The sequence below is a fragment of the Paenibacillus sp. NPDC056579 genome (genome assembly GCF_042793215.1).
Taxonomy (GTDB): Bacteria; Bacillota; Bacilli; order Paenibacillales; family NBRC-103111; genus Paenibacillus_S.
Map to the genome: position 1 here is coordinate 179,470 of NZ_JBHTVD010000009.1, position 14,038 is coordinate 193,507.

Genomic DNA, 14,038 nt, shown 5'->3' on the forward strand with positions numbered 1-14,038 from the left:
TTATTGGCTTATTTCCTCGCTCCCGCATACCCGAAGGACCTGAAAATATCCGCAAGCGAATTCGCCGATCCCTCCGTTTGTTCAAATTCCAGCGACGCCTCGATTTCCTTCAAATGATCGACCATCAGCCGTTCCGCGGCCAATGCATCGCCCTGCTTCATGACAGCTAATATTTGCCCGTGATCGTGGCAGTACACCTGCTTCCTCAAGCCATAAAACGCTATGATGACATAGGTGAGCGAGATGAGCTCCTCCAAATACCTGTAGTAATAATAATTGCCGGCCAGCTCGCCGATCCGCAAATGAAAGTCGCCCGTAATCCTGAGCGCGCCGAGGGGGTCGCCCTGTCTATGGGCTTCATGCTCTTCCTCCAGCATGGAACGGAGCTGTTGAAACTGCGCTTCCGACAAGGTCCCGCACACCTTCTTGATCGCGGCGGCTTCCAGCACCCTTCGCATTTCGAATACTTCCCTTGCCTCATGGATTGTCGGACACGAGACGAACGTCCCTTTATACGGGATGACCGTCACCAGCTTTTCGCCTGCAAGCCGCCTCAGCACATTGCGCACCGGGGTCCGGCTGACGCCGAACGATTCCGCTAGCACATCTTCCACAAGCTGCATATTAGGACGAAGCTTTTGTTCGATGATGGCGTCTTTGACGGCCCTGTAAATGTCGGCCTCACTTGCCTGTAGCATGGGCGCTTCTCCAATCTTTGAGATTGATTAGTGTAACACCATGGTATTATCAATTACCTTTTATGTAAATATAGTTACCATTAAAACAGCTAGTTTTTGTTTTCATTTACAAACAATCGCTGAGTTTTTGTAAAAAATAATAAATAACGAGGTGGGATACTACTTTTATGTAATTTTATATAACATAATTGTGACCTCTCACCAATTTGGCAACGCACGGCCACCGATAGAAACGGGTTTGCTCGGAATAACAACCCCACAACGTGGAGCTTTGGCATCGAAGTCAGTCAGTTACTTTGCGTGGAGCCCCGATTCTAAATTCTATATAGGCAAAAAAAGACCGCCAAGGTTTCCCCTGACGGTCTTTCCAGCAGCTTTTCGCTACTTCATATCAAAATCGCACTCCTCCAGACGGAGCACCTTCGTTTTATGTTTCCACTTATAACCGAGCCAAAGAGCCAAAAATAACGGAATCCCGACGTACGACGCGAACAAATACGGCCAATCGATCGTTCCGTCCTTAAAAGCGCCCATACATTGACCGACAATAACAACAAGGCAGAGAATTCCGGCCAAAATCGGTCCGAACGGGAACCATTTGGCACGGTAAGGCAGATCCTGCAGAGACTTCCCTTGAGCGATGTAAGCTTTGCGGAAGCGGTAATGGCTAATGGCAATGCCGACCCAGGCAATAAAGCCCGACATCCCCGAGGCGTTCAAAAGCCAAGTATACACTACCCCATCGCCGTAAAAAGACGACAGGAAGGCGAACATTCCCAAAACGGCGGTTGCGATCAAAGCGTACACCGGCACGCCCCAGCTGCTCAGCTTGGACAAGAAGCGCGGCGCTTTCCCTTCTTGCGCCAGCACCCACAGCATCCGCGTCGAGGCATACATCCCCGAGTTGCCTGCGGAGAGCACCGAGGTCAAAATTACAGCGTTCATAATCGACGCGGCCATGCTCAAGCCCGCTTTTTCAAATACGGTCGTAAAGGGGCTCATCATGATTTCGTCACTAGACAAGCTTTCCGTCGTGTAAGGAATAATCAAGCCGATTATCAGGATGGCAAGCAAATAAAACAGCAAAATGCGCCAAAATACAGTCCGGATGGCGCGCGGAACGTTTTCCCGCGGGTTTTCGCTTTCCCCTGCAGCCACTCCGACCAGCTCGGTTCCCTGGAAGGAGAAGCCCGCCGCCATGAACACGCTCAAAGCCGCCAAAAAGCCACCATGGAAAGGAGCGTCGCCAAGGGTCCAGTTACTAAAGCCCATAGGCCGCTGATCGCTGGACCAAATGCCGACAATCATCAGCAGACCAATGATGATGAACACGATGACGGTGATGACTTTGATGAGCGCGAACCAAAACTCCGTCTCCCCGTAGCCTTTGACCGACAGCAGGTTCAAGGCCGTCATTAACGCGAGGAACAGCGCGCTCCACAGGAAGGACGAGCTGTCCGGAAACCAGAACTTCATAATTAACGTTGCGGCAGACAGCTCAGCGGCGATCGTAATCGCCCAGTTATACCAGTAGTTCCAGCCGAGGGCGAATCCTAGGGCAGGATCTACAAACTTCGTAGCATAAGTGCTGAATGTGCCGGAAAGCGGCATGTAGGTCGCCATCTCGCCCAAGCTCGTTACAAGAAAGTAGACCATTATACCAATGGTCAAATAAGCGAACAGAGCTCCGCCCGGTCCGGCGGTATGAATGGCTCCTCCGCTGGCAAGAAACAAGCCCGTTCCGATCGATCCTCCGAGGGCGATCATCGCCATATGGCGGGCTTTTAAGCCTCTTTTTAATTGTCCTTGCTCCAAAAAGAACACTCCTTTATAATCATCAAACCGCGTACCGGCGGCACTTTATGGAAACAAAGCGAGCCTGCTCGGCCCCCATAGGAAGCCATGCAAGCCATGCGGTTCACCTTATAGTTTATATGAGCTTTGCAACCAGCACACCGAGACACACAGCATCTAGCATAAGGCTGTTGAACACAGATTTCAACGACAAATTTTTACATTTATTCACAAGCTGAGCTCTTTTTTCTCCCCCTCGGTAAAACGGTTACTGTTTATGCTAACTTGGAGCTGATCTCTACTATATTTTACCTCCTCCCGCTCCATTCGATTCCTTCAAAGGTCCTTGAAATAAAAAATGGAGCCAGCCTCGGGATTCGGTCCCGATGAGCTAGCCCCATCTTCGTGAGATTACATGAATTGTACAGCTTTTAGTAAGCGATACAGCATCGTTGCCGCTTCAGCGCGGGATGCGGATTGGGCCGGGCGGAATTGGCCCTGGCTGTCTCCTTCAATAATACCCGCTTGAACGGCTTGCTTCACCGCTTCCGTTGCCCAAGTGGAAATGTCGGCTCCGTCTGTGAAGGATACGCCTTGCCCTTGCTTGTCGTTCGGCTTGGCTCCCACATACGATACGGCTCGCATTACCATCGCGGCGAGCTCCTCTCGGGTCACGGTCTGATTCGGACGGAATGTCCCGTCATCGTAGCCTTCGATCAGCTTCGCCTTATAGGCTGTGTTCACCGCCGCGGCGAACCACTGCCCGTTCACGTCGCTGAACGGCGCTTTGTCTTTGGCGTCGCTCAACCCCAGCGCTCTGACCAGCAATGCCGCCCACTCAGCTCGGGTAATGCTGCCGTTCGGCTCGAAGCTGTCCTTCGAGCGCCCTTGGATAATCAGCTTCGAAGCGAGCGTTTCGACCGTTGGCTTGGCCCAATGACTCGCCATGTCGCCGAATGCAATATGGCTGCTCAAGACGGTGTAGAAGCTTAAGCCTTGACGTTTCAGCTTCGCAACCGGTTGGCCGTCGCGCATCTCGAACACAGTCGGAACAAAGCGGAATTGTTGAGACGCAGGATCCCACCATACTCCCGTAGCCGTATTCGGATCCGCAGCCGCCGTAAGAGGCAGTACTCTTACGATATAGTTTTTAAAGCCGTCTGTATTGACCAATTTCCCTTGACCATCCACTATATTAATGAAAAAATCAAGCGGTTTGGCCAGCTGCGTGCTTCCCATTTCTTTCATCGCCGCAGCAAATTGCTGCTGCTCATTTTCGTTTGGTTCCCGGATGCCGATTTGTACCTTCAAGCCCTCAGCGGGGATACCGAGGAGTTTCGCTAGAATCTGCGGATCCATGGTGGCAAGAGGAACCTCAATCGTTCCCGCTGCCGTTTGGAACGCAACCAGCAGCTCCGGATTCAACGAAAGCAGGCTGCTAATCGTTGCCGCCGACAGCTCGGCGGTTCCTGAAACGGATGCCGTGTTCAGGACGACGACGCCTTTTTGAATATCTTCAACCGATATGCGTTCGGTCTCGGTCTTTCCATCCCCGATGATAATAGGCACGGACACTCCGTTATCAGGAGTCGGTGTGCTTCCTCCGGAAGACGAGCCTGAGCCGCCTCCACCTCCGCCTCTGCCATAAACGACTACTCTGGTTGTTGTGGAGTAGCCCTCGTACGTTGCCGTAATTACTGTGTCCCCTGATTGTATAGCGGTTATAACTCCATCCTTGCCGATAGTAGCTATCGAAGGATTCTGCACTGTGTATGCTGTCAATCCGGTTACATCGACCGCGCTATTGTCCGACAGCTTCGCAGTGACAACCGCTTGAGTCCGTTCACCGATTCTGGAGGAATACTGCTCTTGGCTAAACCGGATTTCCTTAATATCGCTGCCTACCAGAACCACTGTATGTGCCAGCAGAGTGCCCTGCACGCTGCCGTAAGTTGCGGTCAGTACCGTCTGGCCGGACTGCTTGCCGTAGACCGTACCGTTAGCGTCAACAGTCGCTATCGAGCTGTCTCCGATATGGTACACTACGCCGCTCGTTAACGGATACGTGCGTCCATCATACGTAACCGATACTACAGTAGCTTGCGATTGGCCTACCGAGACATCGTAAGTTGCTTTGCCGAACGACATGGTCATCGGACCTTGCGGCGCAGGATTTACAATGATAGTGGCTGTCGCGGTTTGGCCGCCATAGCTTGCCGATAGTTCAGCCACTCCTGGACGCAACGCTCTGATAACTCCATGAGAGTCGATTTCAGCGATAGCCGGATTGTCGATGGCATAGATCGCATTGGCTGTAACATCCTGATGAGCCCCATCAGTATACACGGCCGTCACTTTCGCTGTCTTCGATTGGCCCAGTTCGATCTGATACGACGGTGCATCCAATGTAAGCTTGGACAGCTGGGTATCTACGATAATCGTCGTAAGCGCAGTTTGACTGCCATAAGTTGCCTTCAACACGGTCGTTCCTTGCTTGATGCCTGTAACGGTTCCTGTACTACTGTCGACACTTGCGATAGCACCATCTATCTGATACGTCACACCGCTCGTGATGTCGCTTGTGCTGTTGTCGGAGTAGTTCCCCGTCAGCACAGTAGGCTGCTGCTGCCCAGCTTGAACGTTATAGGACGACTGCTTGAATTGAATGGATGTCAGTACCGGCAAGTTGACTTGCAGCGTCAGCTGCTGATCCTTCGTAACTCCATTGCCATCCGTTACTCGAACCGTAAAGGTTTTTGCATCTTTTGTGGTAGGTATACCTGCAATCGCGTATACATTGTTCGATACTGTGGCTAAGACTAAGCCATCCGGCAGATCGTCGCTGACCTTGGTCCATGAGTAGTTGCCGTCGCCGCCTGATGCCACCAATGTTTCACTGTACGACATGCCAACGGTTGCATCCTTCAGCGTGGTTGTCTTAATCTCCAGAGCAGCGTTAACCTGCAGTTCTATAAATTGTGTAACCCAAACGCCGTTACCGTCGGTTACTGTTACAGTAAAATCAAATGCTCCCGCTTCTGTTGGTGTCCCGCTAATTTTCCTCTGAACGATGTCAAATGTTAGCCCGGCAGGCAAATCACCTGAGAAAGCCCATGTGTACAACCCGTTACCTCCAGCCGCTGTGAAGGTTTTATCAGGATACGAGATCCCTACCGTTCCTTGCGGGAACGCAGATGCCGTTATGATCAGCTGCGGATTGATCTTTAGAGTGAAGTCTTTCTTAACGAAAATCCCTGCACTATCAGTAACTTGCACTGAGACAAGGCTGGACCCTTCCGTTGCCGGTTTACCTTTAATCTGTTGCGATGCAGCATCAAAAGTTAAACCAGAAGGCAAGCCGGTTATGACCCAAGTATAAGTGGATCCACTTCCCCCGGTAGCCATGTACGTTTGTGCCGGATAATTTGTTGACACCGTTCCGTCTGGCAAAGCATTCGTTCCTATCACTAGCTCTGGATTTACCTTCAGCGTTACATTCTCTGTTGTCGCCACGCCGTTACCGTCGGTAACCCTTAATTGAACTGTGCTGTTGCCTTCAGCAGATGGTCTTCCAGTGATCTTCTGAACTACTGTATCGAACGTAAGTCCAGCAGGCAATCCACTAATGATAGACCAAGTATAAGTTCCGTTACCTCCGCTAGCACTATAAGGCTTATCGACATAGTCTACATTCACCGCTCCATCCGGCAGCGATACAGTACTTACTGTAAGCTCTGGATTGACCTTGATCGTCAGACCTTTCGTCGCTTTAACGCCATTCGCATCCGTTACCTCTACGGTGAAAGTAAATGTATTTGCCACTGTCGGGGTACCGCTTACTACGCCGGACGCACTGAGGGTTAATCCTATAGGCAGGTCCCCTCCTGCCATAGCCCAACTATAAGGCGATTGTCCTCCGGAAACCTCTAGCGGTGCCGACTGGTACGATTTATTTACTGTTGCTTCCGGCAAACTCTCCGTGGTAACCGTCGGCTTTGCGATTACCGTTGTGAGATCGCTTGCCGAGTTGTTCGTTGTATTCTGATCCCCGCCGCCTGAAAGCGTGGCGGTATTCGTCAAGCTTGCTGGAGCGCTATCCGCTACGTCTACGGTCACCGTAATGTCCGGATAGCTAGCACCAGCTCCCAGAGCATCCGAACGGGTACATTGCGAACCCGTCACCGAACATGTCCAACCGGTACCGACCAAAGACTTCAGCGTTAACCCCTGCGGCACCGCATCTGATACCGTTACAGTGCCCGATGACGCCACACTTCCGGCATTGCTGACCGAAATCCGATATTGGCCGCCGGTTTGTCCCTGCGTAAAGTTCCCTGTATGTATCTTGCTGATGGTCAAATCCGGCAAAGGAGGCGCAGTCACCGTTAACGTGAAAGAGTTCGTTACCGTGCGCTTCACTCCTGACGTTTCGCTCTCGACCTGCACCATGATGACGGCCGTTCCAGTTTGATTCAAGGCCGGCGTAATTGACAAGGAGCGCGACGAGCCTGTTCCCGTAACGGCGATACTTCCATTCGGAAGGAGAGCGGAGGCCGGAGAGCTCGCCTGTACATTCGTTACTTTCGCCTCGTCTCCTACAGCTAACACGATTGTCTTCGTCGTGTTGCCCTGCATCGACTGATCCGGCAGCCCCTCATAGGCTCCGATATCAACGCTGCTGCCCGTTTGGCGTGGAAAACCGCGCTGATCGAACAGATCCGACTGTGCATTATTGCCCTTATCCCGCGCCGGGCTGTCGGGTGCCAAAGCGTGAGTTTCGGCAAAGCCTCCATTGGCTTGAAGTCCCAAAAGTCCCGGGTTCGCCACATTCAACAGGTTGCCCCCGGCTGTCGATAGCCCTCCCGATCCGCTACCGAACAAGTTATTGGTACTTTGCGTAGCAAACGCGAGCGAGCCGGAGACCGCTACATCGTTTGCTGCAGCTGCCTTCATGTTACCGGAGACAATCGAATTGTGTATAATAGGAGACCCTTTATCCAAATAAATCCCGCCGCCGTCACCGTTAGCGACATTTTGATAAATCGTGGCATGATTGATGGTCGTCGTCCCTGCATAGTTCGAGACAAGTAAGCCTGCACCTTTCCCTGCCGCCGTATTACCACTCAGCGTCGTATTCGTTAGGGTGGCCACTCGGTTCAAATGAATCCCACCGCCTCCACTGACTGCAGAGTCCGTACCGTCAGCGCGATTCCTAGAGAAGGTGCTGCCTGTGATCAGTACACTCCCTAAATTATCTGTCATCCCCTCAATGGCTAAACCACCGCCAAGACCGCTTCGTGCCGTATTCCCGTCGATCGAGGAATGGGTAATCTCCACATCCATATCGCCTTCCAGGAACATGCCGCCGCCTTTTTTTTCAGCCTGGTTGTTTTGAATCACAGTGTTGCGAATGTACAGCTTGCCGCCTGCTTGTCCTGCTACGTTAAGACCTCCACCGTACAGATCGTCTCCCGTAGTTGAATTGCCGGTAATAACACTATTGGAGATTGTAAACATTCCGGCAGTGTTTATGAATGCGGAAATCCCCCCGCCACCATACCCGTCACCATTGGCATAGGAAGCCGCCCCATCTCTGACCGATATCGACTCAAGTGAAATCGTATAAGCGTTATCCGCCATAGGGTTAATATCAAATATTTTTCTCTTGAAAGCTACCGGTTTGTTGCGTATGATCGCTTTGGCCGGATCGCCGCTTTTCCCAACAATCGATATGCTGTTCTTGACCTCCAGTACGCCTTGCTCCAGCTCTACCGTTCCGTCCGGTATCACAATCGTATGAGGACCGGGAGTCGTGTTCGCCTTGCTAATGGCAGCGCGCAGCGTACATTTGCCGGGCTGTGCCGGATCACAGATCGCCGTCTGCCCCGTTCCATCGGTGAAATTGTCTATTTCAATCGTCGCAGCCGAAGCATAGGAGGCAAAAAATAAAGATGATAGTACAACCATCATCAGAAGTCCGGCACGGACAACAAGCCTCCCGGCCAGCATCCGAAGACGCTTGTCGAGCTCCCCTATACGTGAAACTCCTTCCATACGCATCCCCTCTTTCCATAAAAACAAATTAGTCAAATCCGCAAACCCGGTTTAAGGTCTCGGAGGGAAAATCCCCTGCAAAGCAATAATGAACGTTACCTTCAAATACGGCTGCATATTATTGTGCGGCTGACTCCCACCGGAAATCAATATCGCGTCTGCCCTCATAGCCACCTGTTTCGACATCGCGCCGTAAGCTTGCCCTGTTAATCGTCCCGGCGTATTAGCCCATATCGACCCTTGGACCCCATTGGAATCGGAAGGAATACCGTAGTTGACCTGATGATTATGGGACGGCATCTCGCTATTCAACAGCGTGACGTCCTTATCGCCCCCAGATTCCCCTAAAGCTCTTGGAGTAAGACCCGGTCCTTGTCCCGGATGCATGGGTACTTTGTCCATAAGATTCGGCAGTCCGAACGTTGTTTTTCCATCGCCTCCATAATTGACTCCAAGCAGCGAAAACAAAGCCGTATTTTGGGATATCGGCATCAGCTGGCCATTGCATAGTGCCCATCCTTTTGGTGCAAAGTTGCCAGCAAACATTCGGATTTCGGCAAGAAACGGATCCGACATGTTCATCCCCTCCTTTAACTAGTTTCTTGAAGGAAAAATACCTTGAAGTGCAATACAAATATTCAAAGTCAAGTAAGGCTGCATATTATTGTGCGGCTGGCTTCCTCCAGCATTTCGAACCGCCTGCTGACTCAACAGGACATCGCCTGTGCTGTTATTGTAAGAGCTTACGGCCGTCTTCGCCCAGAGGTTGTTCGCCGGCGTCTTGGAGGCCGCGTTATCGTCGCTTCCATATACGGGATGCGTGTGCGACGGCATTTCCGATAGAATCAGCGTATGAGCAACCTCACCGCCCATTTCACCATGGGTGAATTGTTCGCCTACATGAAGCGGCACCCTTCCCCGCAAATCCGGAAGCGCAAACGTTGTCACGCCGTCCCCTCCATAATTCGTACCTAATAAAGCAAACAAAGCTTGGTTCTGAGCAATGGACAGTATCTGACCATTACATTGCGCCCATCCTTTAGGTGCAAATGGAAACGAAAAAACGGTGATTTGACCTAAAAACGGCTCTCCCATAAAATGTCCCCCTTAGAGTTCGAGATGCAATTTCATGCTAACCTTGACTCGGAAATATCCCTTCCGTAGCTATAATAAAATGGACACATAAATACGGCATCATATTCTCATGAGGCTGACTTCCCCCGGTAATTCCGACAGCAGCAGGATGCATTGTTCCAGGAATCGTCGTATCCGCTCCAAACTGGTCAAGAGTCGAATTCGCCCATACGGCGTTGTTAGGCGAGTTGGTATCTCCCTGCTGGGAAAATGCTCTCACGGTATGACTGTGAGCAGGGATCTGCTGTGTCGTGAGCGTCACGGTTTCCGTTCCTGCCGCTTGTCCAAGGGCGTAAGTACCGCCAGCGCCGGTACCCTGATGAATAGGAAGACGTCCCCGCAAATCAGGCAGTGCAAACGTATTTACTCCGTCTCCGCCATACGTAGTTCCAATTAATGTGTATAACGTACTATACTGGGCGATCGAAAGGAGCTGCCCGTCACACTTCAACCAGCCTAACGGTGCGAAATTGCCCCCAAACATCCGAATTTCACCTATAAACGGATCAGCCATCATGTATCTCCTTCTTCCCTATCCAGTTTTATCATCCTTCAATGAGCCTGTTAAAAACGATCTCATACAAATAGCCGTCCTTTTCCCGGCCAATAGGAACCATGAACAGCACAAGCTCCCCCAGCTCCTCATGCTGCATCCGGTATAGCTGCTGCGGCAGGAACGGGGTTGCCGGTCCGGTAAACAATAGAGAAAATTGCTCTATTTGCGGTGAAGACGTTGTATTCTCCACCTTCACCAGCTGAATGGTGACGGCTCCTGCTTCGGTCTCCACTTGAAATAAACTATGCAGTGCCCGTTGAAAGTCCGCCAAGCTGTCTTTTGCCAAAGTACATCATAACCTCCTTTCTTCACTAGAAATGTGTCGAGGCCGGAACCCATTTCATTTCGCAATACATGGAATCCAAGCTCACCTGCTGAAATCCTAATCGTTCATACAGCTCCTTGGCCCGATTCGCCGTCTGGACATGCAGAATAATCGGCTTGCCGCATTGTTCGGCTTCTCTCTGAAGCAACTGCATGAATGCCGATCCGTAGCCCCTATTCCTGTGTTCAGGCAGCAGAGCAATATCCACCAGCACGATAGCATCATGCTCACGCGCCACCAGCAGCTTGCCGATCCGCCTCCCGTCTTGTACAATCAGCTGCACCACGGCTTCCGGATACCGCGACCGGTACGATTGTTGTTGAAACCGATACTGCATATGTAGAAAAGCTTCCAGCTGCAGGGCATCCCAGCCCCAACCGCTCACCTCCTCCTGTCTCGCACCGGCATACACCGCCAGCAAAAAAGGCTCGTCCTCCGGCATGGCGTCCACGACTTCAAGCATGACAACCCTCTCTTCCGTACCCGTATATGCCCGGCAAATCAAAGAGCGAAGAACGGCTTTCTCCCAGGTACCGTCAGCATCTTTGACGCAGGGTGTCTATTTCTCATCATATCATTTTGTGCTATTTTAAAACTATGATTCTTTCAAAAAAAATTTGTGAAAATTGATACCGTTCGCTAGAAATTACCTTCACGCCGCAATAGTTAGCCTTATAATAGAGTTATCAGTAAAACTTGAATAGAAGGAGCCCCTTCATGAGTGTAAAAAAACCGATTTCCCGCCGTACCTTCCTCGCCTATTTGGGTACCGGCGCAGCCGCCATTGTCGCAACGTCCACAGGTCTCGGAGTCTTGCCGGGGAAAGCTCTTGCAGCAGATCCTCTGTTTTCGTTTCAAACCAACAAAATTTCGGACGCCTTCCAGCCTATCGAGCCTTCCGACAGCGATGAGCTAGTACTCCCCAAAGGGTTCAAAGCCTATGTGCTGGCGGCCTACGGAGATAAAATCAACAGCAAAGGCGACACGTTCGGGTACAACAACGGGTATACCTGCTTTTTCCCGATAGAAGGCTCCAGCGTCAACGGCCTGCTCTTTGTCGGCCATGCCTCCATTCATTCCGTGCTGATGCACGGTAAAAAGCCGCAGGGCCAGCCAAGCGCGGAGCAAGTCAAAGCGGCTCTAGTGAACCAAGGCGCCTCGGTCATCGAAGTATACCGGGATCAAGAGGGAGTCTGGAAGATGAATACGGATTCCGTCTATGCCCGACGGATGACGGGATACGATCCTATCGAGCTGACCGGACCGGCCAAAGGCTCCAAAGCCGTTCATGGCGCGTCCAGGGTACAAGGGCTATTAGCTGGAGGATCGGGTACGCGAACGCTGTGGAATACGGTTTTATCGTTTGAGGGCGACCATACGGAAGCAAGCCGCGATGCCGGCCTTCCTTCAGAGCAATACGGCTGGGCGGTCGAAGTTGACCCGTTCGACGCCAAATCCGGGCTGCGCAAGCATACCGCGCTAGGCCGGTTCAAGCATGGCAGCGCCGCGATGACGCTGAGCAAGGACGGCCGCGTCGTTGTCTATATGGGCGGAACGTCGCAGCATGGGTGCATTTACAAGTTTGTCAGCAAAGGGACGTATGCAGCATCGGCGGGCAAACGAAATGCCGACTTGCTGACGGACGGCGCTCTCTATGCCGCTAATCTGGAAACCGGCGAATGGGTCGAGCTAACGATCGACGCCGTGCAGAACAAGCTGAAGGATAGCGACTTTCAAATCCCAAGCCCTCTGAAAAAAATAAAAGAGGTGCTCACAGGCATGTTCAAGGAGCAGGCCGATGTCCTGACGCATGCGCATGAAGCGGCCATCCTTCTCGGCGCGACGCCGACGGATCGCCCTGCCGGCCTCGCGCTGCATCCGGCCGACCATTCGTTATACATAGCTCATACAAGCCATTCGCGGCACGGCAACATCCACGGGCACTTGACCCGGCTGGAGGAAGCGAAGGGCGATGCCGCTGCAGCCGCGTTCGAATTCGACACGGTCTCCTACGGCGGCCGGCAGAGCGGCTATAGCGCTCCCGGCGCGATCAACTTCGACAGCAACGGCAATCTGTGGCTCTCGTCGGACATCCAAGCCGACAAGCTGAACCAAGGGTCCGTTGCCTCGTTCAAAAACAACGGACTGTATTTGCTGCAGACGTCGGGAAGCAAGAGCGGTCCGGCCATGCAGTTCGCCTCCGCGCCGATGGAAGCACGGCTGACAGGCGCGAGCTTCGTTCCCGATGAGCGGACGCTGTTCTTGTCGGTACAGAACCCCGGAGACGGTACCGCCGACTCCGCGCAACCGACAAGCCATTGGCCGCATCGGTCGAACGGCAAGCCACTCCCGGCTGTCGTCGCGATTAGCGGGTTTAATTATTAATCATTTTAAATACAGACAAGGGCCGTTCTCTTGAAGCTTACACGCTTAAGAGAACAGCCCTTTTTTCGTACCATTGGCAGCAAACCCGACTACACCTGCAGCTGCACACTTCCGTTTCTAGACTCAAACGACTGCACGCTTTCCAGAAACCGGTGCATCGTCCCGCTGCTCAGCGAATCGTGACGGCGGATAAACACCGTCTTAATACGGCTGTATTCGTCGGGAAGCGTAAAGCAGCGAACGCCTCCCCCGGCTTCCAGCAGCGATACCGTCGATTTCGGGACAAGGGAGATGCCGAGTCCGGAGCTTACCATCGCCAGGATCGTCTCCAGTGTCCCGAACTCCATAATTTTCACCGGCACGACTCCCTGCTGCCCGAGCCATTGGATCAATCGGGCCCGGTAGCCGCATCCCGACCGAAATACGAGCAGCGGCTTCGTCGCGCACTGCTCCAGCGTCGCGAACGATTCGTCCGCCTTCGCGATCAGCACAAGCTCATCCTCGACCAGCTGGTCCTGCACCAGCTCGGGATGATGGATCGGGCCGGTCACGAACGCCCCGTCCAGCTGATACTGCAGCACCTCGCTCATCAGCTTCTCCGTAACCCCGGTAACGAGCGACAAATCGACGCGAGGATATTGCTTGCAATAGTCCGCGAGCAGAATCGGCAGGCTCGACACCGTTTCGACCGTACCGATAAGCAAGGGGCCGGAAGGATCCTCTTCATCCTGAAACGCATGCTTCATTTCGTCCATCAGCATAAATATTTTTTGCGTATATTCCAGCAGCTTGCGTCCGTCCGCGCTCAAGGCAACGCCTTTGCGGTGCCTGTGAAACAGCGTCGTCCCGAGCTCCTGCTCCAGCTGCTGAATACGGCCCGTCACGTTGGACTGCACGTAGCTCAGCTCCCTCGCCGCTTTGCTGACGCTGCCTTCCTGCGCGACGGTTTGAAATATTTTCAAGTCGTTAATATCCACTTGCAGCCTGCCCTCCCAGTCCCACACATCCATTTATAGAAACCTTATGCTCAATTCATCTTCATAATATCAATTCTACTGATGTTTATGATCATTTTCAATCATTTTACATGAT

The 14,038-nt window shown here is 52.3% G+C and carries 10 protein-coding genes; 1 reads left to right on the forward strand and 9 read right to left on the reverse strand.

All coding sequences use genetic code 11. The features are described from left to right. Positions 1–8: 8 nt before the first annotated feature. The 8 genes from ACFQ88_RS29150 to ACFQ88_RS29185 all read right to left on the reverse strand — a co-directional run bounded on the left by ACFQ88_RS29150 (position 9) and on the right by ACFQ88_RS29185 (position 11,024). The gene (locus tag ACFQ88_RS29150; RefSeq protein ID WP_239630271.1) at positions 9–698 is read right to left on the reverse strand and encodes a GntR family transcriptional regulator; all 690 of its coding nucleotides are present in this window, start codon (positions 696–698) and stop codon (positions 9–11) included. A gap of 381 nt (positions 699–1,079) precedes the next feature. Then, a complete protein-coding gene (locus ACFQ88_RS29155) occupies positions 1,080–2,471 on the reverse strand; it encodes an amino acid permease (protein ID WP_239635598.1) in 1,392 nt (463 codons plus the stop codon). Between the two features lie 432 nt (positions 2,472–2,903). Next, on the reverse strand, positions 2,904–8,546 hold the full coding sequence (locus ACFQ88_RS29160) for a putative Ig domain-containing protein (protein WP_379459765.1): 5,643 nt from the start codon (positions 8,544–8,546) through the stop codon (positions 2,904–2,906). 51 nt (positions 8,547–8,597) lie between these two features. Continuing rightward, positions 8,598–9,122, reverse strand: coding sequence for a phage tail protein (locus tag ACFQ88_RS29165; protein WP_379459767.1), 525 nt, complete (start codon positions 9,120–9,122; stop codon positions 8,598–8,600). 18 nt (positions 9,123–9,140) lie between these two features. Further along, a complete protein-coding gene (locus tag ACFQ88_RS29170; RefSeq protein ID WP_239630274.1) occupies positions 9,141–9,641 on the reverse strand; it encodes a phage tail protein in 501 nt (166 codons plus the stop codon). A gap of 37 nt (positions 9,642–9,678) precedes the next feature. Further along, positions 9,679–10,194 (reverse strand): phage tail protein, encoded by a 516-nt coding sequence (locus ACFQ88_RS29175; RefSeq protein WP_239635599.1) that lies wholly within the window; start codon positions 10,192–10,194, stop codon positions 9,679–9,681. Between the two features lie 31 nt (positions 10,195–10,225). Then, positions 10,226–10,522, reverse strand: a complete 297-nt coding sequence (locus ACFQ88_RS29180; protein WP_379459770.1) for a DUF6916 family protein — start codon at positions 10,520–10,522, stop codon at positions 10,226–10,228. Between the two features lie 25 nt (positions 10,523–10,547). After that, a complete protein-coding gene (locus ACFQ88_RS29185; protein WP_379459772.1) occupies positions 10,548–11,024 on the reverse strand; it encodes a GNAT family N-acetyltransferase in 477 nt (158 codons plus the stop codon). Between the two features lie 254 nt (positions 11,025–11,278). On the opposite strand from ACFQ88_RS29185, the gene ACFQ88_RS29190 reads away from it, so the two are divergent. Further along, positions 11,279–12,946, forward strand: coding sequence for a PhoX family protein (locus ACFQ88_RS29190; RefSeq protein WP_379459774.1), 1,668 nt, complete (start codon positions 11,279–11,281; stop codon positions 12,944–12,946). A gap of 89 nt (positions 12,947–13,035) precedes the next feature. On the opposite strand, the gene ACFQ88_RS29195 is transcribed toward ACFQ88_RS29190, so the two are convergent. Next, positions 13,036–13,923: a LysR family transcriptional regulator gene (locus ACFQ88_RS29195; protein ID WP_239630278.1), complete on the reverse strand. Its 888-nt coding sequence runs from the start codon at positions 13,921–13,923 to the stop codon at positions 13,036–13,038. Positions 13,924–14,038: the final 115 nt, after the last annotated feature.

What these genes read in the sequence shown, in the direction of transcription:
- ACFQ88_RS29150 (WP_239630271.1), bottom strand. Translation starts at nt 698, where the DNA reads ATGCTACAGGCAAGTGAGGCCGACATTTACAGGGCCGTCAAAGACGCC.
- ACFQ88_RS29155 (WP_239635598.1), bottom strand. Translation starts at nt 2,471, where the DNA reads ATGGCGATGATCGCCCTCGGAGGATCGATCGGAACGGGCTTGTTTCTT.
- ACFQ88_RS29160 (WP_379459765.1), bottom strand. Translation starts at nt 8,546, where the DNA reads ATGGAAGGAGTTTCACGTATAGGGGAGCTCGACAAGCGTCTTCGGATG.
- ACFQ88_RS29165 (WP_379459767.1), bottom strand. Translation starts at nt 9,122, where the DNA reads ATGTCGGATCCGTTTCTTGCCGAAATCCGAATGTTTGCTGGCAACTTT.
- ACFQ88_RS29170 (WP_239630274.1), bottom strand. Translation starts at nt 9,641, where the DNA reads ATGGGAGAGCCGTTTTTAGGTCAAATCACCGTTTTTTCGTTTCCATTT.
- ACFQ88_RS29175 (WP_239635599.1), bottom strand. Translation starts at nt 10,194, where the DNA reads ATGGCTGATCCGTTTATAGGTGAAATTCGGATGTTTGGGGGCAATTTC.
- ACFQ88_RS29185 (WP_379459772.1), bottom strand. Translation starts at nt 11,024, where the DNA reads ATGCTTGAAGTCGTGGACGCCATGCCGGAGGACGAGCCTTTTTTGCTG.
- ACFQ88_RS29190 (WP_379459774.1), top strand. Translation starts at nt 11,279, where the DNA reads ATGAGTGTAAAAAAACCGATTTCCCGCCGTACCTTCCTCGCCTATTTG.